Below are 26,143 nucleotides of genomic sequence, written 5' to 3'. Positions count from 1 at the left end.
CTTCTCCCGCCGGAGTCTCACACCTTGGAAGACTGAATCCCCATCCACTCTGCCTATAGAAAGTCGTCACTTGCAAATATAGGAGGCCTTTATCATGTATAAAACGGAAACGAAGCTTGCGCAAATTGGAAACCGCTCAGAAACTGCCACTGGAACCGTCAATCCGCCTGTTTATTTCTCCACTGCCTATCGACACGAAGGGATTGGGCAATCAACAGGTTATGACTACACAAGAACCGGAAATCCGACGCGACATGTGTTGGAAAAAGCGATTGCAGACCTCGAGGGCGGCGACCAAGGGTTTGCCTGTAGCTCCGGCATGGCTGCGATTTTGACGATCCTTTCCCTTTTCAAGACCGGTGACCATCTTATCGTATGTAAGGATTTGTACGGCGGCACATACCGTCTTTTTGAAGAAGGCTATAAGAAATGGGGACTGTGTTGTAGCTATGTGGACACGACCGATCTTTCACGTATCGAAGACGCAATCACTCCACAGACGAAGGCCATTTTTGTGGAGACTCCAACCAATCCCCTGATGGTAGAAACAGATCTTGAAGCCGTTTCCCAGCTTGCGAAAGCTCACGGAATCCTTTTGATCGTTGACAATACGTTCTACACTCCTGTTCTATTAAACCCCATAACATTAGGCGCAGACATCGTCATTCATAGCGCCACCAAATACCTTGGCGGGCATAATGATGTGCTCGCAGGACTCATTGTCGCAAAAGGCGCGGAGCTTTGTGAATCACTCTCCCTCCACCATAACGCAGCTGGCGCCGTGCTGAGTCCATTCGATTCGTGGCTATTGATTCGCGGGATGAAGACTCTCTCCCTTCGCATGGAACGGCACGAAAAGAATGCGAAGCGAATTGCTGATTACTTGAGACAACACGATGCCATCACAGATGTGCTGTATCCGGGAAGGGGCGGGATGCTCTCCTTCCGAATCCAAGATGAGGCATGGGTGAACCCGTTGCTCCAGAACCTCAACCTCATCACTTTTGCCGAAAGCCTCGGCGGCGTAGAAAGCTTCATCACGTACCCTGCCACCCAGACACATGCGGACATCCCGGAAAAAATCCGCATCGAGACCGGTGTTTGCAACAGGCTGTTGCGCTTTTCGGTCGGCATTGAAGACGCAGAAGACTTGATTGAAGACTTAGAGGCGGCGCTAAAGGCTGCTTCCATCCAAAAGGAGGTCCTATCGTGAGCCATTCTTTTCAAACGAAGCTGTTGCACAATCGCCACAAGGTAGACAAGAGCAATGGTGCTGTCAGCGTGCCCATTCAACATGCTTCCACCTTCCATCAATCAGATATCGATTCCTTTGGCAAATATGATTATGGCCGTTCTGCCAATCCGACCCGGGAGGCCCTCGAGGAAACGATCGCCCAGCTGGAAGAAGGAACAAGAGGTTTTGCCTTTTCATCCGGGATGGCGGCGATTTCGACTGCTTTCCTCCTTCTCTCACAAGGGGATCACGTATTGATCTCAGAAGACGTTTATGGTGGTACTTACCGGATGGTTTCAGAGGTGCTGACCCGCTATGGAGTGGAGCATACTTTTGTGGATATGACGGACTTGGATAAAGTGAAAGCAGCCATTCAAGCCAACACCAAGCTTTTCTACGTGGAGACACCATCTAATCCTTTGTTAAAAGTGACGGACATCACGGCGATATCCACACTTGCCAAATCCACGGGAGCCTGGACGTTTGTTGATAACACCTTCCTGACACCGGCACTGCAAAAGCCCCTGGAGCTTGGCGCGGACCTTGTCCTTCACAGTGCCACCAAGTTCCTATCCGGACATAGTGATGTGGTGGCAGGACTTGCGGTGGCAAAGGATCCCGTACTTGCGGATCGTTTAGCCTTTTTGCAAAATTCCTTCGGGGCCGTACTTGGTGTCCAAGATGCTTGGCTCGTCTTAAGAGGACTCAAGACGTTGCATGTCAGGCTCGAACAGTCACAAAAGTCAGCCTACAAGATTGCTAGTTACCTAGAAAAGCATCCTGCTGTAAAGAATGTCTATTTTCCAGGATTGACGACCCATCCCGGTTTCACGCTTCAACACAGGCAGGCTCAGGGACCAGGTGCCGTTCTTTCTTTTGAGCTACACAGTGAAGGAGACCTCCGGAAATTTGTCGGTGAGGTGGAGATCCCCGTATTTGCCGTTAGCTTAGGGGCAGTGGAATCAATCCTCTCCTTCCCGGCGAAAATGTCCCATGCGGCGATGCCAGAAGCAGAACGGTTGAAACGTGGCATCTCGAATTCTTTACTTCGCCTGTCAGTAGGCCTCGAAAGTGCGGATGATTTAATAAATGACTTTGAACAGGCATTACAACAGATAACTACAGCTAGAAATGCAGACCTAGAACAACGGAGGGTATATCATGGGAATCTTAGATAGTTTACAGCAGGACAAAATATTGATTGCAGACGGTGCGATGGGGACCCTCCTCTATTCCTTCGGATCGGATTGTTGCTTTGAGGAGCTGAACCTGTCGCATCCTAGTCAAATTTATAACATCCACAAGGCTTATCTTAATGCCGGTGCGAACCTCATCCAGACAAATACGTATGCGGCCAATTATCATAAACTAGAGCGCTACGGGTTACAGGATCAGGTGAAAGAAATAAACAGCGCAGCGGTAAGGCTGGCCAAAAAAGCGGTGGCAGATCAACCTGACGCCCATGTGGTGGGTACAATTGGCGGCATCCGTGCCATCAAGCCTGAAGCCATTCCGCTTGAGGAGATCAAACGCACCTTCCGGGAGCAGCTTTACTGCCTGCTGCTTGAAGGGGTGGATGGGATCTTGCTGGAGACCTTCTATGACCTCGAGGAACTGGAAACAGTCTTGCAGATTGCTAGAAAAGAAACGAACCTGCCCATCATCGCCCAGGTTTCCCTTCAGGAAGTGGGCTTCCTGCAGAACCGCGTGCATATCACAGATGCCCTCAACCGCTTGGAATCACTTGGTGCAGATATCGTTGGCCTCAATTGTAGGTTGGGACCTTTCCACATGATTTCGACGCTCGAGGAGGTATCGATTCCAAAGCATGCCTACCTTTCTGCTTATCCTAATGCGAGCCTTCCCTCCTATGTCGACGGGAAGCTGGAGTACGAGAGTGATGCCGAATATTTTAAACAAACGGCATTGGCTTTTCGGGATCAGGGTGTGAGTTTGCTAGGGGGCTGTTGCGGGACAACGCCTGCCCATATCCAGGCTTTCTCCGAGGCGCTTCAGGACGTAGCTCCTTTAAAAGAAAAGCAGGTAAAGCGAAAAGAAAGAAAAATCATCATCCCTTCGCAAAAGAAGGACGTGCCGACACCTATTTTTGAAAAGGCAAAAAAGGAACAATCCATCATCGTGGAGCTAGATCCACCGCGTAAGTTGAACACAGAAAAATTCATGAGCGGCGCACAGGCGTTGAAGGATGCGGGCATTGATGCGCTAACGTTGGCGGACAATTCCCTTGCCTCCCCAAGGGTCTGCAACACCGCACTCGGCTCGATCGTGAAATCGGACATCGGCTTGCGCCCACTTATCCATATCACCTGTCGCGACCGAAATCTCATCGGTTTGCAATCCCACTTGATGGGACTGCATCAGCTAGGCATCCACGATGTCCTGGCCGTGACTGGTGATCCGACGAAGGTCGGTGATTTCCCTGGGGCCTCCTCCGTTTACGATGTGACGTCGTTCGGACTGATCAATATGATCAAGCAATTCAACCAGGGCGTCTCCCTTTCCGGAAAAGAGCTTGGGGAACGCACCAACTTTTCTGTCGGGGCAGCCTTCAATCCGAACGTGCGCGTCATCGATAAGGCCGTCGAACGGCTGGAGAAAAAAATAGATGCGGGAGCAGACTACTTTATCAGTCAGCCCGTCTTTTCAGAGGAAAAATTATTGGAAGTCTATCATGCTACCAAACATATCGATGCCCCCATCTATATTGGCATCATGCCGTTGATCAGCAGCAGGAACGCAAATTTCCTTCACCATGAGGTGCCGGGAATCAAGCTGACTCCACAGGTGCTTGAAGCGATGAACCATCACCAGGATGACCCGCAGCAGGCAAGCCTTGAGGGGCTGAACATCGCGAAGGGGCTGCTGGATGCGGCACTTGAACTATTCAATGGCATCTATCTGATCACACCATTCATGCGTTATGAACTGACAGTCGAGCTTGCCACCTATGCCAAAAAATACGGTCCGTTCCATTCATCCAGGAGGGTTCAAAATGTCTAAACCTATCACACTACTAGAACAACAGCTGCAAAAGAAAATATTGATCATGGACGGCGCCATGGGAACGATGCTACAGCAAGCTAATCTTACACCTGATGATTTTGGTGGAGAAGAATACGACGGCTGTAATGAAAACCTGAATATCACCGCCCCTGATGTCATCGAGCGTATCCATGTGGAGTATTTGAACGCCGGTGCCGATATTGTGGAGACAAATACTTTCGGCGGGACTGATCTTGTCCTTGATGAATATGATCTTGGATACAAGGCTTACGAAATTAATCGTTTAGGAGCGGAAATTGCCAAGCGTGCAACAGCTCTTGTGTCCACACCGGAATGGCCCCGCTTTGTGGCAGGCTCCATCGGTCCGACAACGAAAACACTGAGCGTTACGGGTGGAACCACCTTTGATGCGTTAACAGATTCCTTTGAGGAGCAAGCACGTGGATTGCTGGACGGCGGCTCCGATTGTCTTTTAGTAGAGACGAGCCAGGACTTGCTGAATGTGAAATGTGCGTTCCTTGGGATCCAGCGAGCTTTTGAAAAAACTGGTGTCACCATCCCTGTCATCATCTCCGGTACCATCGAACCGATGGGAACCACCCTTGCAGGTCAGGCGATCGATGCATTTTACGTTTCTGTGGAGCACATGAAGCCACTTGCAGTCGGATTGAACTGTGCGACAGGTCCGGAATTCATGCAGGATCACATCCGTACGCTTTCCAACCTTTCTAAAAGTGCGGTCAGCTGCTATCCAAACGCCGGCTTGCCGGATGAGGAAGGTCATTACCATGAAACACCTCAGTCCCTTGCCACTAAGCTAGCTGGCTTTGCCGAGCAAGGTTGGCTGAACATTGTCGGCGGCTGCTGCGGGACCACCCCAGACCATATTCGCGCGATTTCGGATGTAATGCAGGATTACAAGCCGCGTGGCAATTCCAACGTTTCCGACCACCATAGCGTGTCCGGGATTGAGTCATTCATCTATGACGACCCTTCCCTACGCCCGATCATGGTCGGGGAGCGAACCAATGTCATCGGCTCCCGCAAGTTTAAGAGATTGATTGCGGAGAAGAAATTTGAAGAAGCGGCAGAAGTGGCGCGTGCCCAGGTCAAAGGCGGAGCCCACGTCATCGATATCTGCCTGGCAGATCCTGATCGCGATGAGCTGGAGGATATGAAAGCCTTTGTACAAGAGGTCGTCAAGAAAGTGAAGGTACCGCTTGTCATCGATTCCACGGACGAAGAAGTCATCGAGGCCGCTTTGAAATACTCGCAAGGAAAAGCGATCATCAATTCCATCAACCTCGAGGATGGCGAGGAGCGCTTTGACGCCATCGTACCACTTGTCCATAAATACGGTGCGGCACTTGTCGTCGGGACGATCGATGAAGAGGGGATGGGTGTCTCCGCTGAACGGAAATTGGAGATTGCCAAGCGATCCTATGATCTTTTGGTAAACAAGTACAAGGTCTCTCCGACAGATATTATCTTCGACCCACTTGTCTTCCCTGTCGGTACCGGTGATGAACAGTATATCGGTTCGGCGAATGCAACCGTTGAGGGGATCCGTCTGATAAAAGAACACTTCCCTGCCTGTCTGACGATTCTTGGCGTCAGCAACGTTTCTTTCGGGCTCCCACCTGTTGGGCGTGAAGTGCTCAATGCTGTCTATCTCTATCACTGCACACAGGCAGGCCTCGACTATGCGATCGTCAACACGGAAAAGCTGGAGCGTTTTGCTTCCATCCCAGCCGAAGAGGTTGAGATGGCTGAGAAATTGCTGTTTGAGACCACCGATGAGTCACTCGCATTATTCACTGATTTTTACCGCGGCAAAAAGAAAGAGGCAAAATCCAATATTCCGGATATGCCTCTTGATGAAAGACTTGCCTACTATGTGGTGGAAGGGACAAAAGAAGGGCTCCTCCCTGACCTTGAGCTTGCGTTGGCCGCCTATCCCACTCCACTTGAAATCATCAATGGTCCATTGATGAACGGGATGAAGGAAGTCGGCCGGCTCTTTAACGACAATCAGCTGATCGTTGCGGAAGTTCTACAAAGCGCAGAGGTCATGAAAGCATCCGTTGCTTTTCTTGAGCCACACATGGAAGCAAGCGATACCTCCTCCTCAAAAGGAAAGGTCTTGCTTGCGACTGTAAAGGGCGATGTGCATGACATCGGGAAAAACCTGGTCGACATCATTTTGAGCAACAACGGTTATAACGTGGTCGATCTCGGCATCAAAGTGACTTCCACCGACTTGATACAGGCTATCAAAAAAGAGAAACCAGATATCGTCGGCTTATCCGGGCTGCTTGTGAAATCCGCTCAACAGATGGTATTGACGGCGCATGATATGAAGCAGTCGGATATTTCGGTCCCGATTTTAGTAGGAGGGGCTGCGTTATCGAGGAAGTTCACAGATAACAAGATCTCCAAAGAATACGAAGGGCTTGTCCTGTACGCAAAAGATGCGATGAACGGCTTGTCCCTTGCCAATCAGCTTCGCTCCCCTGAGGAGTTGGAAGTGTTGGTTACCGAGCAGGCTGCGAAGCGGAAGAAGCTGAGTGAGGCCGAGGCTTTTGCAGGAAATGCTTCTGGAGATGTGTCAGATAGTAGTGCGGTGGCGACAGCCGTAAAGGTTCGTTCTACAGTCTCGCGGGATGTCCGTGTCTTCACGCCAAGTGATACAAAACGCCACCTGCTACGGAACATCTCCGTCTCCCATGTTGAGCCATACATCAATATGCAAATGTTGATTGGTCATCATCTTGGGGTGAAAGGGAAAATCGAGAAGTTGTTGGCTGAAAAAGACGAACGCACCTTGCAGGTGAAGGAAGTGGTGGATCAGTTGTTATCGGAGGCGAAGCTGAAAAAACTGATCACTCCAGCTGCCGTGTACCAATACTTCCCGGCCCAGTCAGAAGGAGATACCTTGTTCATCTATGATCCGGAAGACACGTCCAAAGTGATTGAGCAATTCGATTTTCCAAGACAGGCAAAAGCACCTCATCTCTGTTTATCCGATTATGTGAAGTCACGTGAAAGTGGCGTGATGGATTATGTGGGACTGTTTGCGGTAACTGCCGGACGAGGAATTCGCGAACTCGGTGCCGCTTATAAAAAGGAAGGCCGATTCCTGGAAAGCCATGCCCTGCAGGCTTTAGCCCTTGAGACAGCAGAAGGCCTTGCCGAACTGGTCCACCAGCAAATGCGGGACCGCTGGGGCTTCCCGGATCCTGTCAGCTTTACCATGAAGGAACGATTCTCCGCCAAGTACCAAGGCCAGCGTTTTTCGTTTGGTTACCCAGCGTGTCCAAACCTGGATGATCAGCAGAAGCTGTTCAAATTGATCCAGCCGGAGGATATCGGCGTGGAGCTGACAGATGGGTGTATGATGGAGCCGGAAGCCTCGGTGTCAGCGATTGTGTTTGCCCATCCAGAGGCTAGGTATTTCAATGTGTTGTAGATAAGAAACCCCGCGTGGCCGTGTGGAGTGGCCAAGCGGGGTTTTTTATTGAACGAACGTTTGATTAATGTTGGTGAATCCCTTTAAACAAACGTTTGATGAATTGCCGTTTGATTAGGAATACCAACGGATTGGAGATATTAAACAAACGTTTGACTAAAGTATTCGTTTCTTTCCTTTGGCTTCCACAATGACGTTGAAATGACTATCAGATCCTGAAAAAGGCTGCTCCTTTTCTAGTTTCAGCTCTCGCTTCACAATTATAGGATTCTGGTTCTGTTTTAGGACGGTTACTTCGAATGGACCTGCACCGTTCATATAGTGTGACCCTATTGCATACTCTTCTTCATAAAAAGTGAGCATTAATGTCACATCCTCCTTACTATGGTTTTGAAGATATAATTCGCAATGTGCTGTCATGGTTATGTCATTCTTCTTCTCATAGGAGCAGGTACTCCTGTCCCGGTCATACGAAATTGCATCGAGGCCTGTAGCAAAGGTATCCTGGTATGCCTCTGCAATCTTTAACGGACCAAACACAAATAGAAGAATGGCAATAAGGACAGCGCGTGCACGATATTTTTTCAAAGCCAGCACCAAGAAGACTAATCCTAACAATAGAATGGATACAATGATCATTCCCAGATACACCGGTCCTTCCACTGTCCTAGTAGGTATCGCCAATATGGAAACTCGTTCAGGTCCGTATGGTGCGCTAAGTTTAAAGGGAAAGGACATCATCATTGCGATGGCAATCAGTGATACAGAAATATATAAGGCTGGTTTGTTTTTGAACATGGGGTACCTGCTTTCTTTTTATCATTGGAAACTATTTCTATAAAGCTGGCAAAATACCTTCTTAATTGAGAGTTATTCCATGGGGAGGTTGGTTGTTGCTCGGAAGGGGAGTGATGGATGGGGGTGCGTGTTTGCTTGGAATTGCTTCCTCCTTTTTAAATGTCCAAAGTTTTCGGGAAGTAGTCCGAAGTTTTTTAAAAGTTGTCCAAAGTTATCGTGAACTTGTCCAAAGTTTCCCCGTTCTTGTCCGAACGAATTTTTTGGGTGTCCGAACGACCAGCAAAAGTTGTCCGAACTCCTAAGTAATATGTCCGAACCTCACGCATTTCTCGCATTTCTTGTCCGAAGAAAGAAGATTTGTGTCCGAAGCCCATTTACCTAACACTAATTAGTAGCATTTTCCTTTTAAAATTGGCTTTTTTTCATGATTTCTGCAAAAAAAAGGACCACTCAAAGTAAAGTGATCCCCTTCCTTATTATCAGTAACCAAACCCCTCATTAGCAAACACAAGGTCAACCAACACGGGGCTAACCCCATTTTTATAAATGATCATTAGCTCTGCCCCAGCGATGAGATCATAATTCCCTGCTGTGCCATATGCCACACGTAAGACAAGTGGTTCTTTTTCACCTTCAATTATAAACTCCACTGAATTACGATCGACCACTCCGGTTATGACGGCATTGGCTTTTATTAACCCGTCCGTTTGGATCTTAAGTTCTTGGCCTATCAATACATGATCAGAGGAGAGGTTGTTATCCTTTTTCAATTTGTAAGCAGATAGATTGAACTTGTTGGCTATTCCCCATAATGTTTCTCCTGGCGCAACCGTGTAATATGCCTTTGTTACTGTTTCCTGTTTATTTTCTTTTACTGGGAGGCTTTTAGTAGTCGGGATGCTCAACTGCTGACCAACAAAAATAATGTCTGTTGTGAGGTTATTTTCCTTCTGGATCAACCCCACTGGAACACTAAACCTTTTACCAATGCTAAACAATGTATCTCCTGACTTTACCTTATAAACAGCAGCCGTTTGGCCGTTGCTGACTGTAAGCGTTTTTCCTACTTTGATGACATCACTCTTTAAAGCATTTAGTTGTTTAATTGCTGAGACGGTTGTTCCGTACTTCTGGGAGATTGAGAATAAAGTATCGCCTTTGGTAACCGTATGATGAACGACTCTTTGCGTTTCCCTATCTTTCGAACCAGCCTCACTAACCTTCAATGTTTGCCCCACTTTGATAACATCAGACTTTAGACCATTAAGCGCCTTTAATTCATTGACGGACAAGCCGTGTTTTTGAGCTAGTGAATATAGGGTATCACCTGGCTTTACTTGATAAACTTGGGCATTTGCCAACACTCCACCGCTTTTTATATTGACCGTGATATATGCACTAGCTGCAAGCGTTCCAGCTAGGACATAACTAACCATTTTTCTATTTCTCTTCATTTTGCTTGCCCTTTTTTGTGTCTCAATTCTCTCTTTACGAGACTTAATATTCTGACTTTCCACCATAATCCCCCTTGTTATCTACCAATATATTCTTCTGTTAGAAGTATTTTGTCGAAATCAAGAAGATATTTCGTAAACACCTGAAAAATTATCAGGGTGGAAATTAAAAAGAGGAATATAGAATTATGTTTTTACTATTAGTGGATGTTTATTAAGTATAATTACTTATAAAGAAACGACTGAACGAGACCGCCGTTTCAAAAATCATCATTTCACATCAACTCTTAAGTCGCTAAAGAAATGCTCCACAGGAAGGTGATTTATTTCTAAGTCCCTTGGATTTCCTCTCAATTTATAGGTCAACTCCATCCTATCACCCGTTAATTTATAGGAATCCACGTTTTCGCTGTAACCACCTATCACCCCTAAAGTTACAAACCCCACTATATATTCCACCGGCAAGCTCCCCTTTGAAATGTTGATTGTTACTTCATCGGGGCTTTGTACTATTTGATTGACCTTGATTGTTTGGCCCATGACTTCCATCGTGGTCCCCTTTTCCAGGCTTTGCGAAATTTCTTGTGTGTCCCGTTTACTGATAAAAGGAATTGCTTTCGTTTCCTTAACATCGCGTAACGGGGCAAACTCTCCCTGTAATCTTATATCCACTTTTTCAGGGGAATTGTAACCCCATCCTTGACCATTTGGGGTTGAAACTTTAATGGAGCCGTCCTCAGATGTACCAACCAATGCGAGCTGGGGCCAGATTTCCTCCTGGATATCCCCAAAGTGTTCTGGCAGACGCATCGTGCCAATAAGTTCTAATTGGGACATCGTTTCTTTCACATGATCCACTCTTAGCCAGACACCAGCTTGATTTTCCGCTTCATTCCCTACGGCCTTTTCCATTAGACCGGAAGCTTTTTCGAGTGTATACTGAAAGCTTATTTCTTCTTTCTTGTGATCCTCATTCATGAAAATGAGCCTAAGCTCAAAGTTTTCATCCTCAATGAAATAGTCCGAGTGTTCAAACTGAAATACCCCTTGCTCGGTGTGGTTTGGATCCAAGTCCATGAATCTGGAAGTATAATAGCCTGTTGCATCCCTAGCAGTAAGATGAACAAGTACATTCCCTTCAAATGGGGTTTTTGATTCCATTTGATAACCTACCATCACAACGCCTGCATCGTAATAGGCTTCCTTCAATTGTACCTTCACATTTGAGGTTTCCTCTTCTAGGTTTAAATGGTGGACGCGGCCTTCTTTTGCTATTTGTTTAATTCCCGTCGTGCCTCCACTATGGTTATATATAATCCCCTTTTGATACCCAAATCCAGAAGTACTATCTGTATCCCAAAAGTTTGATTGGAACAAGACCGCGACAATCCCGATTACCAAAACGGCAACAGCATTCATTTTTAAAGCTTGTAACCTGGAGGACTTCTTCCGTTCCCGCTTTTGCGCAATTTCCAATGCTTTCTGCACCCTCGCATCCAGTTCTTTCTTTGGTACATATATCTCCTCAAATTCAGACCCGATTTCGCGGCTAAGCTTCTCCATACTTCTCTCCCCCTTCTTCCAATTCCGCTTTTACCTGAGCGAGTGTCCTGTGTAACTGCGACTTGATCGTTCCTTCTGGCTTTTCAAAAATCTGCGCCATTTCTTTGATGGAGTAACCATAGGTAAACCTCATCATCAGTAAGCTCCGCTGTTCTGGTTTCAGCCTTTCCAGTACTTGGGCAAGGTCCAACTTATGTATAGAAAGATGCGTTTCCTTGACGGATTGTTCATGCTTTTCTACATCAAGGAAGGTAATCTTTTTTCTTCTTCGCAGCTCGTTGATTGCGGTGTTGATCAGAATACGGGTCATCCATGTGGAAAAATATTGGGGATTCTCAAGTTTCGGGAATGACTTGTATGCGTTGATGATCGCCTCTTGCACCACGTCCAATGCATCCTGTTCATTTTTCACATAGGCATAGGCTATCTTATATAATTTTTCTTGTTCATCTTTTATCAGGGACTCGAATGTCGGGCCACTTGCGGACGATTTGAACAATGCTTTTAATCTTTTCACTATGTTGTGACCTCCTTTCCCTAATTAGACAAGCGACTTTTGGAAAACGTTCCAAGCAATCTAGTAAAATTTTGCTGAGGTGGGGTAAAAGTGGGGTGATATTGGAGCAAAGCGGCGGGAATAGTGCGGGGGACACTTAAAATACCTTTGCAAAAATAAAGATATCGGGAAAACCGAAGGATATATCAGGAAAAAATGAGTTATATCAGGAAATTTTGAGAGATATCCGGAAAAATTGAGTTATATCCGGAAAAATCAACATATATCAGGAAATCCTGGATTATATCAGGAAACCTCTCCTTGTATAGTGAATGCCCTCAATAAATCCTTTTCAAAAAACCCCGGCCATCCAAAAATCCACCCGGCCGGGGTCCCCCAAAAATATCCTACAATTTAAACCTCTTTATCAATTCGCTGAGATCCTCACTCATCGCGAGCAACTCCTCGGCCGAATAAGCGATACTGCTGATCGCTTTCACCTGCTCGTCTGTGGAAGCGGCGATTTCTTCCGTGCCTGCAGCAGATTGCTCGGCGATGGCGGAGATGCTTTGAACGGAGGCGAGCACCTCTTCCTTGGACTCGTTCATTTCGTTCATGTTAGCCATGATGTCCTCGAGGAACCCTACAATGGAGCGAATGTTGGTGGCAATTTCCCCAAAGGATTCACCGGTATCTTTTACAGCAACACTTTGCTCCCCAGAGATTCGGTTTGTTCTCTCCATCTCTTCCAATATCACCTTGGACTCTTCCTGGATACTTGAAATCGTCTCTTTAATGTGATGGGTCGAATCGGCGGTTTGCTCGGCCAGCTTCCTCACTTCCGTTGCCACGACGGCAAATCCACGACCATGTTCGCCGGCGCGTGCCGCTTCAATGCTTGCATTTAACGCCAACAGATTCGTCTGATTGGAAATTTCATTGATGGTATGCGTGATTTCTTCGATACTATTGATTTTCTCCGTAAACTGGGTCATCAACGAACTGAGGCTCATCACGATCTCCGTTGATTCACGTGTATGCCCCTGAAGGACTTCTAGTTTCCTTACACCCGTTTCATTGGCCGTGATGATCTGTCCGGAAAGTGCATCTAGAGTCTCCTGTTTAGATAAAACATCTTCTATATTATCAGCAAGATTTTGTGTGCGTGAGCTTGTGCCTTCAAGGTCGGTCGCTTGTTGAACCGCACCTTTTGAAAGCTCCTCAATCGCACGGTTCATCTCTTCACTTGTCGCGGAAACCTCTTCTGTAACGGCACTCATATCCTCAACGGCCACCTTCACTTTTTGAGAAGAATCTGCCACTGTCCCAATCATCTCGCGCATGTTAACAAGCATTGTTTTAAATGAAGTTGCCAACACACCTATTTCATCCTTGGAGCGAATTTCGATATCCCCTGTTAAATCTCCTTCTGCAACCTTGGTCACTTCGGCGTTCAGCTTTAAGATCGGCCTAGTAATGTAGCCAGCTAGTAAAATGGTAGAGATCGTTGCGACAACAAGTGCTATTACTCCAACTATAATGATGGTGCGCAAAATACCAGAAGCCAGTTGCAGCATGTCCTTTTCCAAGAAGACTCCACCAATTTTCCAGCCTGTCGCTTGGATAGTGTTGAAAGCCAGGATTCTTTTTTCCCCATCATAGGTGTATCTTTGGACCCCATCCCTCGCTTCTTCCTGATAGATGTTCTCGATAAACGGCAGGTCCTTTTCTAACAGATTTTCCCCTATCAAAGTAGGATGTACTAGCGCTACCCCGTTCTTATCCAAAAGAATGCTGTATCCACCATGTCCCAATTCTTTTTGGGTTACCAATTCCTCTAAAGAAGAAAGGTTTATATCGGTTGCAAGTACCCCTTGGACAATTCCGTTTCCGGTTACGGCTTTGGCAAGGGTTATTACCGGTTCATTAGTAGATGTATCCATATACACATCCGTAAAGATGACTTCACCGGGACTTAGCATGGCATCTTGATACCAAGTCCTTGTGGTTGGGTCAAAATCTGACGGCAGGTCTACTGTCGGGTATGAAAAGAACCCTTTTTCCTTGGTTGCCAGGTAAAGCACCTGCATATCAGGATAATTTTCCAATACCCGATTGAATCCCTCTACCATAGTGGCTTCATTCGCTGATGAGGCATCGACCAGAAAATCACTGACCAATGACGTACTCCCGATGGAAGCGAGTATGTTAGAGTAGTTATCTAAATAAATGTGAATGGTTTTTTCCAGATCGCTCATGGAAGCTTCCGCATTTGCCACAACGTCTTTGTCTATCTTCCCTTTTGCCTGGTTGTATGTAATGACCCCGACGCTTCCTATTATCAGGAATATTAATAACAAAAACGAAAAGACCAGTTTGCCTCGTAATGATGTGAACATGTATGAGTCTCCTTTGTTTTTAACAGATAAACATTTTATCGACATAGGAAGTTAATTGTTAAGAAACAAAGGAGAAGTCAGTATTTTTAGAAAAATGGATCTCGACAAAAGCCGCGCGTCACAATCCGTCCCCCAAAATTAATTCACACAGTTGCTTTCCGCTCCATAAGATTCAATCCGACTCCCATAAAGAGGACACCCATGAAAAATAGAACGGAGGCTGGAAGGAGAAATTGCGACCAGGACCAATCCAAGAGGGTTGCCCCTTTTAGCATTTCCATCCCGTACGTCATCGGGATTAGTCTGGACAAGGTGAGCAAAGCCTCAGATTGAACGATTTCCAGCGGCCAGTATGCGCCCCCGATCATGGCCATACTCACAGATATCAATGGGATGACAGCATCCAATTGCCTTAGGTTGGTGGCAAGAGCGCTGATGAGTATACCGAGGGACACGATCGCAAACAAAAATGGAATGATCACAAGGAGAATCATTGGATATCCCCCCCTTAAATCCACTCCTAAAACGAAGTGGAAAAAAGTATAGATGAGCGCCAGTTGCGCGTATCCCAACAAAAAACTGAAGCTTACATGTCCCAAGTACAATTGAACCTTCGTCAATGGAGAAAGGATCATCCGATTCCACATTCCATTCCTCTTTTGCTCCAATACAGTACTAACCGTGTAGGTGACCGTGAAGATGACAAAGAAAAGCGAGAATCCGAACAAGGCCTGCAGAGAAGAATCATAGATGAACTCACTTTCTTTAAAGGATTTTTCTGAGACCGCAAAGAGACTGCTGCTTTCTTCTACCTTTTCCCTCAACTCATCTGTTGAAGAATCAAGCCTTTGAGCTGCGAGGGTAAGCGTACTCTCTGACTGCAGCACGTTCGCTACATGCGCCTCTATCAGTGTTGTGTTGGGAGTGATGGCACTAAGATAGAGTTTGTAACGATCCTTCTCCAATTGCATCCCGATGTCAGCTGTCCCTTTTTCGAGTTTTTCCTTCACAGCGGTTTCCTTTTCAGAAACAAAGATGGTATCCTCCACTTTTGCATTCAAAGCCTGAATCAGTTCTGCTTGTTCCACTTCGGTAAGGGTGGTTGAAAAAACAGGGACCTCTCCCGGAGCACCTTGGTTCACCTGCCCTAAGGCCAGGGCAAACACAAACGTTAAAACAATCATTCCGATTACTGCAAAAGGCTGTCTTTTTAAATACTGTAAATGGTTGATTAGAATCGCCCTCATTTAGATCAACCTCCTTTTTGGAAAAATAGGAATGGCTATCAAGATGAGGCCAATACTCACCACCGCTAAGCGGAAAAGATTATCGGTCACACCTGCAAGCTCCCCACCACTTAATATTTTCAAGTATCCTTGCAGGGCCGTACCATTTGGCGTGAAGGATGCGATGGTAAACATCGTGTCGGAAACCTCATTCCAAGGGATAAAGCTTCCACCCAAGAAAGCAAACACACTGACAAGGAATCCAGAAAACATGGTGGATATCCGTTGCGTTTCAAAGCGATAATTCAAAGCAGTGATCAACACTGCCATCGAACCGACCACAAAGCTGAAGAAAAGGGTGATGGCAAGGAATGCTAGGAGATCTGACCAGATTACCTGATAAATCACCGCTGCCAATCCGTATAGGGCACAAAGTTGCAAAAAGCAGATTAAAACGGCGGACAACCACTTGCTTGTCGCGTAGGTCCAGGGGTTTGTATTGGTTAACAGGATGCGGTCATACACAAAGGTTGCTTTTTCGTAATAGGCATAGCCAGCAACAAAGGACACAACATATAAAGCAAACATCGTACTCATACCCACTGCAAAATAGCCAAAGGAATCCACGGGCACCTTCCCGTCCACTGTCACTGTTTCACCTGTCACCTCGGCTATCGCTTCAAACTCCGGTGGGGCCTGGTTTAATTGTTGTGCCTCTTGTGTCAATACCGTATGCAGTCGCATCTGATCGGTAAAGTTCTCCACCACATTTGAGATGACACTGGCTTCTAGTCCCTTTTCCTCGTTCAGGTAGAGCTGCAATTCCATGCCGCTTCCCTGCTTAAAGAATTGTCCCTTCCAGGTTTCCAGTCGAAGACCTTCCGGGAACTGTAGAATTCCCGCAAATTTGTCATCAGCCAGTGTGGTTTCCAGATCTGTTTCTTCTTTTACTTTCAGCAGATTTTGAAGTTCCTCTTTCATTACTGTATCCACGAGCAATTCTGGCATGGAGGTCTGTTCGGCAACGTCTAGGATGGAGGTTCTGGCTTCCTCAGGAATATTCTCCGTCAGCATCCATTCATCAAACTGTTCCAACTCTGCTTGTAGATCTCCTTTGTCAATGACCGCAACCTGAGCATTCAACGTGATGTCCCCGCTAGCATTTCCCCCTAAGGCAAAGCCAAGGATGGTAATCAACACAAATGGCATCGCGAGCAAGATCAGGACTTCTTTTCTATCCCGAAGTAAGTGAAGGAGATCTTTTTTGATAAATGCACTTAACACGTACGCTCCCCCTAATCCCGAAGCTTGCGACCGGTCAGATGCAAAAAGACATCTTCAAGTGTCGGCGCTTTTATTTGTATTCCTTTGAGCGGACTGTCTGTCTGCTTGGCAGCATCGAAAACGTCTTCTAGGAGGTTTATTTTCTTCGGTGCCAACAGGATGATTTTCTTTTCCAACGTTGTCACGGTAGAAATGGCCGGTATGGTCTCCAGTTTTCCGATGAATTCCGGCTTTATCTTTTCTACTTCCACTTCGATCGTGTGCTCGGACGAGAGGATATTCTTCACTTCTTCCTTTGTCCCGGAGGCGATCACTTCCCCGCGGTCCATGATATAGAGGCGCTGACAGAGAAATTCGACTTCCTCCATGTAATGACTTGTGTAAAGGACCGTGATTCCATTTTCCTCGTTCAGCTTCTTCACCGTTTCGAGGATATAGTTTCTTGATTGCGGGTCGATCCCGACTGTCGGTTCATCCATGATCAAGATTTCCGGCCGGTGTAGCAAGGCCACCGCAATATTAAGACGGCGCTTCATCCCCCCGGAAAATTGCTTGACCGGTTCCTTTTGTCGTTGTTCCAGGCCTACTAACGTCAAAACCTCTTCTATACGCTGTTTCCGCTCACTTTTTGGCAGTTTATAAATCTTTGCAAAAAAACTCATATTTTCATAGGCTGTAAGCTCAGGGAAGACGGCAATTTCTTGTGGAACCACCCCAAGGATTTCTCGGAGGTGCTGTGGCTGCTCTTTGACACTTTCCCCTTTGAGTAAAACATCCCCGCTTGTCGGTGGGACAAGGGAGGAGAGCATGGAAATGGTGGTGGACTTGCCGGCTCCATTGGGTCCAAGCAATCCCACCGTTTCCCCTTTCTCCAGATATACATTAACACCCTTGACGGCTTGGGTGTTTTTGAATGATTTCGTTAGTTGAATGGCTTCTAGCATATGGATGCCCCCTTTATTACTTCTACTATACTATCGGTGGGAGGAGAGTTAACCTGAAGAAGGTCATTAGTTTCCGAGGATAGGGGTGACTTTGGTCACTTTTACGCAAGGCTCTTTTCTCAAGTAAGCAACAAAGTTTGCGAAAACAGCCTTTAGCAAAAAAAATAGGCGAAGCACATGCTTCACCCCACAACCTTCCGCTTTGCCTGAAATGGTATCCTCACCATCTTCACTTCCTTCCCTGTAGCCTCCAGGGCGAATGCCTCTGTGGACTGCGGTAGATTCCACTTCTCGATTGTCACTTGTTCTGCACAGGCAATCACATATGGATATGTTAGTGCATGTTGATGGACCACTTGTGCAAACATCGACGGTGGGATTATCACATTTTCCACCTGGATCCGGGCCAGCAGCATCAAAGCAGCATGCAGCTGTTGCTTACCTTCCCCTGCATTCAACACGATATACGACGGACTCCCAAACTTCTTGATGTTCACCAGAATGGCTATAGTAATGTTGTGCTTTGTGGCATAGTGCACCAAAAAGGCCATCCCGCGAAGTTTCTCCTCCAAACTACTTGTGCTGATATCAATGATGAATAGCCAGGATAATTGGGAGGTCCGCTCATACACTTTGGACTGCAGACTAGCCATTCTGGCCGTCGCCTTCCAATGTATCTGTCCGAAAGGATCCCCATTTACATATTCCCTGGTGCCAAGCACTCTACTTTTCTCTTCAAATAATGAACTTCTGGAAGGCTGCTCCCCCTGTTTTTTCGGAAGGATTTTTTCAAGCCCCATTACCTGCTCACTTCTTGGGTAGACGATTACTTCAAACTTCATCCTATCCCTTGTCTGAAGATACACCTTGCCCCACCCAAAGAAAGAATCGATTTCCATGTCGAACAACCGAAGCTGTGCCACGCCTCTTTTCACAGCCGTAAAGGGAAGCTCCACCTCCCATTGGCTTCTACCCACCTGTTGAAAATGGAAATGTAACTGATTGATATGTATTAGCTCATCCCCGTGCCGAAACAATATGTTCTTGTCCGTCCCCACCCTGAGCTTTCCAAAAAATATCGGAAGCAGACTGTTGTGGGTGATCCTTAGTCGTAACATTCCCTTTTCCTCAGTGAATTGCTTCAACCGCTCCTCTATTATGCAGATCTCTAGGCTTTTGGCCACATAGCTGAGATAAAAGAAGTTCCCCCACATGTATGTGTAAATGGCGAAAAAAAGGAAAATCAACGGCGTGGAACCAAGGAAGATGGATGCAGACAACAAAAGAAAAAGAACGGCATTCATCATCCGGTGCAGTCTTTCATTTTCAATCTGTTGCTCCCAGCCACTCCATTCCCCATTTGTATATTGTCTGGACTTCTTACCCCCTACCCGATCTTTTATACGTTGGAACCGTGTTTTCATATACAAATCATATTGGTTAGGATCCATTTATCGTCCTCCTTTTTCCAGATATGCATTTAGGCGGTTTCCTATTCTTACACAATCCCATTCCGAATCGCAAAGATCGCAAGCTGGGTGCGATCCCTCAAGCCAAGCTTCTGCAGAATGGCGGTCACATGATTTTTCACCGTGCCAACAGACAGGTGCAAGGCTTCTGCAATCTCTTGATTATTTTTCCCATCCCCGACAAGCTGTAAGATAGAGCGCTCCCGACTGGTCAACTCGACCGGCTCCATGCCAGATGCTTCTCGCGGACGGTTGATCAACCTCGGCACCACCTTCCCCGCTACAGATGCGTCAATCGAGATCCCGCCATTCAGACAGCTCTCGATCGAGGTCAATAGGCTTGCCGCATCCGCATCCTTCAAAAGATAGCCCAATGCCCCAAGCTTCAACGCCTCCATCGCATACTCGTCATCTGCGAAAGTGGTCAGTATCAGCACTTTTGCGTTCGGATCACGCTGCCTGATGAGCTTGGTCGCTTCAATGCCCGTCATGACGGGCATACGAACATCCATCAGCACAAGATCTACGAGATGCTTTTCATAAGCGTCCACTGCATCCTTCCCGGTTGCCACTTCTGCCACAACACGAAACGATGGATGTTGCTCGATCATCATTTTTATGCCCTGTCGAACCAATGCCTGGTCCTCCGCTAGCAATATATTAATCACTTATATGTAACTCCTTTCAAAGGGAAAATTCCCTTCACTGTAAAATAACCCCCGGTGACTTCCCGCTCCATCCGACCGTTCAGGCTTTCCATACGCTTCCGCATATTTTGCAGTCCGAAGCCTTCTTCAACAGGCCTTGAAACCACCCTCTTATTCTCCACTTCGACCTGAAAACTGTGCTCTCCCATGATTTCAAGTGTGATGGAGATTTCCCTTGAGCTCCCATGCCTCATCGCATTGGTGAGACCTTCCTGCACAAATCGGTATACCGCTATATTCTGCTCATTGGTAAGGGGCTGCGAAAGTACACCGGTTTTCGTCGTCAACTGCACCCTCATCTGACTTTCCGCCTCTAACTTTCTGATCAGATGAATCACAGACGAGATCCCCTGTTCCTCTTCTCCCTGCAAGGCTTTCACCGCTTTTCGCATCCCATCAAGGCTTTCTCGTGCCAACTGCTTGGACTGCTTCACCATGGAAGCGACCTTCTCTTCGCCTGCCGCCTGCTCCGCCACTGCCAGTTGCATCATGAGCGCCGTCAGCTGGTGTCCGACTGAATCATGAATATCCCGTGCGATCCGGTTCCGCTCCTCGACTCTAGCAACCTCCTCATTTTCAAGGACCTGCCTTTTCAGTGCACGATACTCCACCAACAACCTTTTCCACTCTCTATCGAATTTTTCGTTGTCACGAAAGTACTGATGGGTAAAAGCCCCTGCTCCTCCCACTAAAATAAGCAGGAAAAAATGATAGAAAGATAGATCTGTAAAGGCCATTCTGCTTAGAGGTAATGTTATTGGAAGAAGGGCAGCTATCGCGTTTGTGACTGCCCGCTTTCCTGCTGGTGTTTGTATGCCTTCCAATAACAGAAAATAGACCAGTAGCCAAGGGAGAACGTCAAACGGAGTCAGTATGTACTGCTGAATCAGGACAACCGAAGTGCTAGCAACTAGATAAACTACCCATTCATTCCGCCAAAGCGGCAGGGAGAAATACAGGCCGAGGTAGCTTCCGGCTGCTAACAAGTAGCCTGCAAGAAGAGGACCAGATATGGAATAATAGACCGGAATGGCGAAGAATATACAGAGGATGAACCCTATTTTCACCCAGAGCAGTTTGAGTTTTCTACCACGCATGAGTGATTCCAGCCTTTCCATTAAAAATTGCTATCTGTATGTTCCTGCTGCCCATCGTATTGCACCCTTTCTATTTTTGAACAAACGTTTGATCAAAAGACTTTCTTGATCTTTTTCATAGTCGCGGCAGTAGTGAACCTTGAGAAATGCTGCTCTAGCTGTTTTTTTGCCTCTTCTTTATTAAGCTCGGATGCAGCAATATCATTCTTTTTACACCAATGCTCCATCGTTTCATAGGAAGTGCTGCTCCAGCCGTTCTTCTCCCCGCTTTCGTCCTGCTTTTCTTTTGTACCAGAGACGACGATGTCCAGATTCCCCTGCAACTCTAGTAAAGTCTGATCGAACGCCTTCTTTTTGTCTTTTTCCTTCATCCCTGCTTCTGCGCGCAATACTCTCGTATCAATTCCTTGATTCCCCGAAATGAGGTCAAAAAGAGTTAAGGCTTCACGGGACACTTCCCCTTTTTCATACCGTTCTTCCATGGTTTCATGACTTGCAAGTGCCGCGAGCACCAGCGGAAGCAAGTCTTTTGAAAGGAACACCGCTTTTTTCCTGATAAATTTCCCATATGCCGCCACCCCGTCTGCAGCAAATTGAGTCCGCCAAATCCATGGGTCCTGATCGGTATCGGAATGCCAAGCTTCTTTTGGAGTGATGCTTCCAAGCGATGGATAATCATCAAACAGTGGTGCAAGGGGGAGCAACCCCACCTCCTTGATCACCGCTACTGCTTCTTCATATGTATGGATGGTTCGAGTTTGTATGGTCATGGTAACGCTCTCCTTTATTTTCCTTTTGCTTTAGAAATTCTACATGGAGGGCGGAGAGTCCTTTAAAATTTTTCCAAATATACCTTGCAATACAAGATAGCTTTACATATAATGAAAGTATCATGTAATACAAGATACCGACGTCGCTCCGCTCCAGTACCTTGCTTTACAAGGTAGATATACAAAACGTTAACTTCCAGAATCAACATAACGCTAACCATAACAAAAGTAGGTGAACATATGGCAGCAAGAAGCCAGCTATTAAAAGGAATCCTCGATGCCTGCGTGATGGCGATTGTCGAGGAGAAAGCGGTTTACGGGTATGAACTGTCCCAGCAACTGCAAAAGGTAGGTTTACCAGACATCAGTGAAGGCACCATCTACCCGGTACTGCTCCGACTGCAAAAGAACGGATTTATCATAGGGGAAATGCGCCCATCCGCATCCGGCCCGAACCGCAAGTACTATTTTCTAACAGACGCGGGAAAAGAAGAACTTGAACGAATCTCGAGTGAATGGCTGCTGATCGCAGGGCCTGTAAGTCAATTATTGCAAAGAGGGGAAAAAGAATGAGCCATACGAAGAAGTTGATTGAAGAGAATAATGAAAAACGAAAGCTGTTGAGTGATGATAATCTCCAATTATATGAGGATTTCCTACTTTACATCCGTACAGATTTAAGAGTGGCGGTGCATGAAAGTGAAGAGCTATTGATGGAGCTTCTCGATCATATGCTCGAAGCGCAACATGAAGGGCGATCTGCAACAGACCTACTTGGTTCCGATCCCAAAGCATATGCAGATGAGCTGATTGAAGGATTGCCTAAAGATAAAAAACGGGATGTGATCCCCTTCATAAGCTCCCAAGTCAGTAATTCCTTAGGATGGTTCGCTCTCGTATTATCCATTGTCCATCTGGTGATGCCTATGTTTACGGAAATAAAAGCTCCTTCTCCTTTAGGGAACTTGATCGTATTGGCTTTGGCCGTGTTGGGCGTTTCCGCACTAGGCGTGAAAGTGATCTTCACTTTAGTTCGGTCCAGTCTTTTTAGTGAAAAGAAAAAAGCAAAGCGAGCCTATTGGAAAGCCGGCCTTTTTGGGGGAGGATCTTTTGCGGTCATTTTATTTTTCGCCTGGCTTGTTCCTGACTTCGGGCCAAGAATTTTGATAGAATGGTGGATTTATCTGATCATCGCACTCATTCTACTCGGTACAGGAAAACTGATTCAACGTGCCTACCACACTCACTAATAGGAAGGAGAAGTAACATGACCCATCTACCATTAACTAAAAAGAGCCAAACCTTCATAGAAAACCTTCGGATCTACCTTTTTTCTTGCGGCAAAAAGACAAGGGAGATCGATGAAATAACCGACGAATTATCGGTGCATTTATATGAGGCCGAAAAAGAGAACAAGAGTGTCGAACATATCATCGGAAGCTCCCCTAAAGAATACATGGAGCAGATCTCCGGCGAAATGTCCTTTGATGTACGAGGCTGGGCTAAATATGTTCCCATCATCATCCTTGGGGCATTTGCCGGAATCGTTCTTAAGGACATCGTATTTGGCGGGTTTCAATACTCGCTCGTGGAGTTGATTGGTTACCCTCTTGTTTGCATCATCTTGCTTCTTGCTTACATGTGGACATTTCGGCTTATTTCCAGCCATAACTTTTCCAAGGGTAAAGAATTCTTTTTCTTGTACCTGGCTAGCTTTATATCGATTGCATTGTTTACAGGGTTGATGTTCCTCCCTAATTATATCGAGTCCCCGATTATACTGCTTGGCTATTATGGTAATTTGGTGGTAGCAAGCTTGGCCATTTCGTTATTGATTGGGATCTCTATTTGGAGTAAAACGTTCGTGTCGATTGTATTGCCGATCTTTTACATCGTTCCGGAATACTTGGTCAGCTTTACTGACCTATCAGAAGGTAATCAACTTTTAGCCAGCAGCATTTTGATGTTTGCAGGAATCGGTATCTATTTGCTGTTCTCACTTAAAAGAACGAAGGAAGTTAAATCTGTTCACTAATACATAAGGGGCTACTCTTAATGGGTCAGCCCCCTTTCTATTTCATGGATTCCGCTTCCACCCGGTCCATGTACTCCTGCACTACCTTGTTATTACTCTTCTCGCTGCCGAGCTTCAACATCGCCCGCCCTACAAAATTAACCCCTTTATTATGCCCGGCATAAATGAAGCGGGTATGCGTCTCATCCACCTTTTCCAGTGTAAAAGACAAATTGATTTCAAATGCTTTTCCAAGTAAAAAAGCTATTTGTTTATGTTTCCTATCGGGCTTGTCCTCATAAGCCAGTGTTTCCACGATATACGTCTCCACACGTTTGCCCTCCCGATATGTTTGGCGATGTTTGGCACCTACCTCTGTTTCCGTCTTATCTATCAGCGAATGCTCCTCCACTAAAATGAAGAATACCCATAGAGCCACCTTGCTGGAATTGGATGAACAAATGTTGGAACTCTGTTACTCCAGGTGGTCGGTCAAGGAAGACAGGTACCGTGTCCCCCAAGTTCTTTTCACCTACACAAAATTCTGAAAATTAAGTCTTTTAGCATGGGCAATCCGTTAATTTTTGACATAAAATTTAGTTATTCGTGTATGACCTTTTGGGTGCACATGGAGGGAGGGACTGAGTACTTTCTTGTTTTTATGTTACATTAACTTTTGGGAAGGGGAAAATTATGAAAAATTCATTTAAACAAGCATTCGTCCTACTTTTGACAGTCGTGTTAGCTTTATCTACTTTAGGTTTCAGTGCTTCAGCCAGTGTGAAGGAGAACCAAGTTGATTCTTCTAGTTTACTCGTAGTATTTAAATCCGAAAGTCTTCCAAACAACGTGGAACAGCTTGTCTCAGATGCTGGAGGAGAAGTTACATATTCCGTTCCTCAAATTGGGATTATTGAAGTATCTGCGGAAAATACTGGTTCTTTTTTAAAGAGCATAATGAGAAACAATCAAGTACTATCTGTTGGTCCTTCCGTTGAAGTAACACTTGATTTACCGGAAATAAATGAAGAAGCAGAAGGGCAATCATCTCCAGCTTCTATCATTGAAAACATCTGGGAATCAGGCTACCAATGGGATATTGAGCAGGTGACAAATAACGGAGCAAGTCATGGTTTATACAAAGACGCAAGAAGTGAAGTAGTCGTTGGGGTTATTGATACTGGGTTTGACTTTAACCACCCTGATTTAGCGGCAAATGTGGACTTGGAAGGTTCTAAAACATTCGTGCCGGGAACGACTGATTCTTGGGATTTTAACAGTCACGGAACGCATGTTGCAGGAACGATCGGAGCAGACGGCAGAATGAAAGGTGTAGCTCCAGGGGTAACTTTACGTTCCTACCGAGTATTCGGTGCAACGGGCGGAGCTCAGCAAATTTGGATCACGGATGCCATTTTAGCTGCTGCAAATGATGGCGTAGATGTTATTAACATGAGCTTAGGCGGAACAAGATTACTTGGTCAATGGTTCTACACAGATCCAGCAACTGGTGAAAAAATCCGCACCGGTAACAGTGCTGCTGATTATGTGGCATACACTCGTGCCATCCGTTATGCAGTCAACAAAGGGGTAACAGTTGTCGGTTCTGCAGGAAACTCTGCGTATGATTTAAGCAACCCTTCCAAAGTGGCAGATACGATTAATGCCGGCCGTAACGATGGCTGGGAAGCAAAAGGCGCTATTAAATATGTTCCAGCCCAGATTCCTGGAGTCTTGACAGTTTCTTCAACTGGTGCAGGTTTTGGTACTGAAAACCGTTTAGCATATTACTCAAACTATGGTAATGGTGCCATTAATTTAGGGGCGCCTGGTGGAGATCTTGGAGTGAACAATGCTGGCGGCAGTAAACATTTAGTTTTAAGTGCAGTGCCAACATATTTGACATTCAATACCGCCAGAGGAATTGAAGCAAAAGGTTTATTCGGTGATGGATATGGCTGGAAAGGCGGTACATCGATGGCAGCTCCTCAGGTTGCAGGAGCTGCAGCAGCCTATATCGCGAAGGTACTAGAAAAAACCGGAAAAAAACCATCTCCAGCACAAGTTCAAACAAAGTTACAACAAACTGCAGTAGATGCAGGTAAAAACGGCTACGACGAACTATACGGCCACGGAATTGTTAATGCACATCATGCGTTGCTGAGATAAATTAAGTGAAAACCCCTTGTCCAGAT

General features: G+C 46.1%; 21 protein-coding genes. 8 read left to right on the top strand and 13 right to left on the bottom strand.

Translation table 11 applies throughout. The features are described 5' to 3' along the window. Positions 1-94: 94 nt before the first annotated feature. The 4 genes from MKY77_RS01960 to metH are packed head-to-tail and all read left to right on the top strand — an operon-like array spanning position 95 to position 7,727. Positions 95-1,213, top strand: a complete 1,119-nt coding sequence (locus MKY77_RS01960; RefSeq protein ID WP_339148574.1) for a methionine biosynthesis PLP-dependent protein — start codon at positions 95-97, stop codon at positions 1,211-1,213. Continuing rightward, positions 1,210-2,412, top strand: coding sequence for a cystathionine beta-lyase (gene metC / locus MKY77_RS01955; protein ID WP_339148573.1), 1,203 nt, complete (start codon positions 1,210-1,212; stop codon positions 2,410-2,412). The genes MKY77_RS01960 and metC overlap by 4 nt, the downstream gene beginning before the upstream one ends. After that, the gene (locus tag MKY77_RS01950; protein ID WP_339148572.1) at positions 2,396-4,255 is read left to right on the top strand and encodes a bifunctional homocysteine S-methyltransferase/methylenetetrahydrofolate reductase; all 1,860 of its coding nucleotides are present in this window, start codon (positions 2,396-2,398) and stop codon (positions 4,253-4,255) included. The genes metC and MKY77_RS01950 overlap by 17 nt, the downstream gene beginning before the upstream one ends. Further along, positions 4,248-7,727 (top strand): methionine synthase, encoded by a 3,480-nt coding sequence (gene metH, locus MKY77_RS01945; protein ID WP_339148571.1) that lies wholly within the window; start codon positions 4,248-4,250, stop codon positions 7,725-7,727. Before MKY77_RS01950 ends, metH begins: the two co-directional genes overlap by 8 nt. Positions 7,728-7,883: 156 nt before the next feature. Here metH and MKY77_RS01940 read toward each other — a convergent pair whose 3' ends face one another. The 12 genes from MKY77_RS01940 to MKY77_RS01885 form a co-directional block, all read right to left on the bottom strand. Further along, positions 7,884-8,525 carry a hypothetical protein gene (locus tag MKY77_RS01940; protein WP_339148569.1) on the bottom strand — a complete coding sequence of 214 codons (642 nt, stop codon included), beginning with the start codon at positions 8,523-8,525 and terminating at the stop codon, positions 7,884-7,886. Positions 8,526-9,004: 479 nt separating this feature from the next. After that, the gene (locus tag MKY77_RS01935; RefSeq protein ID WP_339148568.1) at positions 9,005-9,979 is read right to left on the bottom strand and encodes a LysM peptidoglycan-binding domain-containing protein; all 975 of its coding nucleotides are present in this window, start codon (positions 9,977-9,979) and stop codon (positions 9,005-9,007) included. Between the two features lie 270 nt (positions 9,980-10,249). Next, complete coding sequence (locus MKY77_RS01930) at positions 10,250-11,542, bottom strand: hypothetical protein (protein ID WP_339148567.1); 1,293 nt, start codon at positions 11,540-11,542, stop codon at positions 10,250-10,252. Continuing rightward, positions 11,529-12,059 (bottom strand): sigma-70 family RNA polymerase sigma factor, encoded by a 531-nt coding sequence (locus MKY77_RS01925; RefSeq protein ID WP_339148565.1) that lies wholly within the window; start codon positions 12,057-12,059, stop codon positions 11,529-11,531. The genes MKY77_RS01930 and MKY77_RS01925 overlap by 14 nt, the downstream gene beginning before the upstream one ends. 386 nt (positions 12,060-12,445) lie before the next feature. Further along, positions 12,446-14,437, bottom strand: coding sequence for a methyl-accepting chemotaxis protein (locus MKY77_RS01920; RefSeq protein ID WP_339148564.1), 1,992 nt, complete (start codon positions 14,435-14,437; stop codon positions 12,446-12,448). Positions 14,438-14,580: 143 nt separating this feature from the next. Continuing rightward, positions 14,581-15,684 carry an ABC transporter permease gene (locus tag MKY77_RS01915; RefSeq protein WP_339148563.1) on the bottom strand — a complete coding sequence of 368 codons (1,104 nt, stop codon included), beginning with the start codon at positions 15,682-15,684 and terminating at the stop codon, positions 14,581-14,583. Then, positions 15,685-16,947 carry an ABC transporter permease gene (locus tag MKY77_RS01910; RefSeq protein WP_339148562.1) on the bottom strand — a complete coding sequence of 421 codons (1,263 nt, stop codon included), beginning with the start codon at positions 16,945-16,947 and terminating at the stop codon, positions 15,685-15,687. It lies immediately after the preceding gene. Positions 16,948-16,958: 11 nt separating this feature from the next. Continuing rightward, positions 16,959-17,891: an ABC transporter ATP-binding protein gene (locus MKY77_RS01905; RefSeq protein ID WP_339148561.1), complete on the bottom strand. Its 933-nt coding sequence runs from the start codon at positions 17,889-17,891 to the stop codon at positions 16,959-16,961. Positions 17,892-18,073: 182 nt separating this feature from the next. Then, a complete protein-coding gene (locus MKY77_RS01900; RefSeq protein WP_339148560.1) occupies positions 18,074-19,342 on the bottom strand; it encodes a DUF58 domain-containing protein in 1,269 nt (422 codons plus the stop codon). Positions 19,343-19,389: 47 nt separating this feature from the next. Next, positions 19,390-20,028, bottom strand: coding sequence for a response regulator transcription factor (locus tag MKY77_RS01895; RefSeq protein WP_339148559.1), 639 nt, complete (start codon positions 20,026-20,028; stop codon positions 19,390-19,392). Next, a complete protein-coding gene (locus tag MKY77_RS01890; protein WP_342515630.1) occupies positions 20,025-21,185 on the bottom strand; it encodes a sensor histidine kinase in 1,161 nt (386 codons plus the stop codon). The genes MKY77_RS01895 and MKY77_RS01890 overlap by 4 nt, the downstream gene beginning before the upstream one ends. Positions 21,186-21,256: 71 nt before the next feature. After that, a complete protein-coding gene (locus MKY77_RS01885; protein WP_339148557.1) occupies positions 21,257-21,934 on the bottom strand; it encodes a hypothetical protein in 678 nt (225 codons plus the stop codon). A gap of 240 nt (positions 21,935-22,174) precedes the next feature. On the opposite strand from MKY77_RS01885, the gene MKY77_RS01880 reads away from it, so the two are divergent. From MKY77_RS01880 to MKY77_RS01870, 3 genes are read left to right on the top strand one after another with little or no spacing between them, the layout of a single operon-like run. Then, on the top strand, positions 22,175-22,507 hold the full coding sequence (locus MKY77_RS01880) for a PadR family transcriptional regulator (RefSeq protein WP_339148556.1): 333 nt from the start codon (positions 22,175-22,177) through the stop codon (positions 22,505-22,507). Beyond that, positions 22,504-23,184, top strand: coding sequence for a DUF1129 family protein (locus tag MKY77_RS01875; RefSeq protein ID WP_339148555.1), 681 nt, complete (start codon positions 22,504-22,506; stop codon positions 23,182-23,184). Before MKY77_RS01880 ends, MKY77_RS01875 begins: the two co-directional genes overlap by 4 nt. A 17-nt stretch (positions 23,185-23,201) precedes the next feature. Further along, positions 23,202-23,969, top strand: a complete 768-nt coding sequence (locus MKY77_RS01870) for a hypothetical protein (RefSeq protein WP_339148554.1) — start codon at positions 23,202-23,204, stop codon at positions 23,967-23,969. A gap of 37 nt (positions 23,970-24,006) precedes the next feature. Here MKY77_RS01870 and MKY77_RS01865 read toward each other — a convergent pair whose 3' ends face one another. After that, complete coding sequence (locus MKY77_RS01865; protein WP_342515629.1) at positions 24,007-24,387, bottom strand: SRPBCC family protein; 381 nt, start codon at positions 24,385-24,387, stop codon at positions 24,007-24,009. 254 nt (positions 24,388-24,641) lie between these two features. On the opposite strand from MKY77_RS01865, the gene MKY77_RS01860 reads away from it, so the two are divergent. After that, positions 24,642-26,117 (top strand): S8 family serine peptidase, encoded by a 1,476-nt coding sequence (locus tag MKY77_RS01860; RefSeq protein WP_339148550.1) that lies wholly within the window; start codon positions 24,642-24,644, stop codon positions 26,115-26,117. Positions 26,118-26,143 lie beyond the last annotated feature (26 nt).

This window comes from Sutcliffiella sp. FSL R7-0096, assembly GCF_038595065.1.
Lineage (GTDB): Bacteria > Bacillota > Bacilli > Bacillales > Bacillaceae_I > Sutcliffiella_A.
The sequence above is the reverse complement of the archived record's forward strand: the minus strand, read 5'-3'. Positions and strand labels throughout refer to the sequence as shown.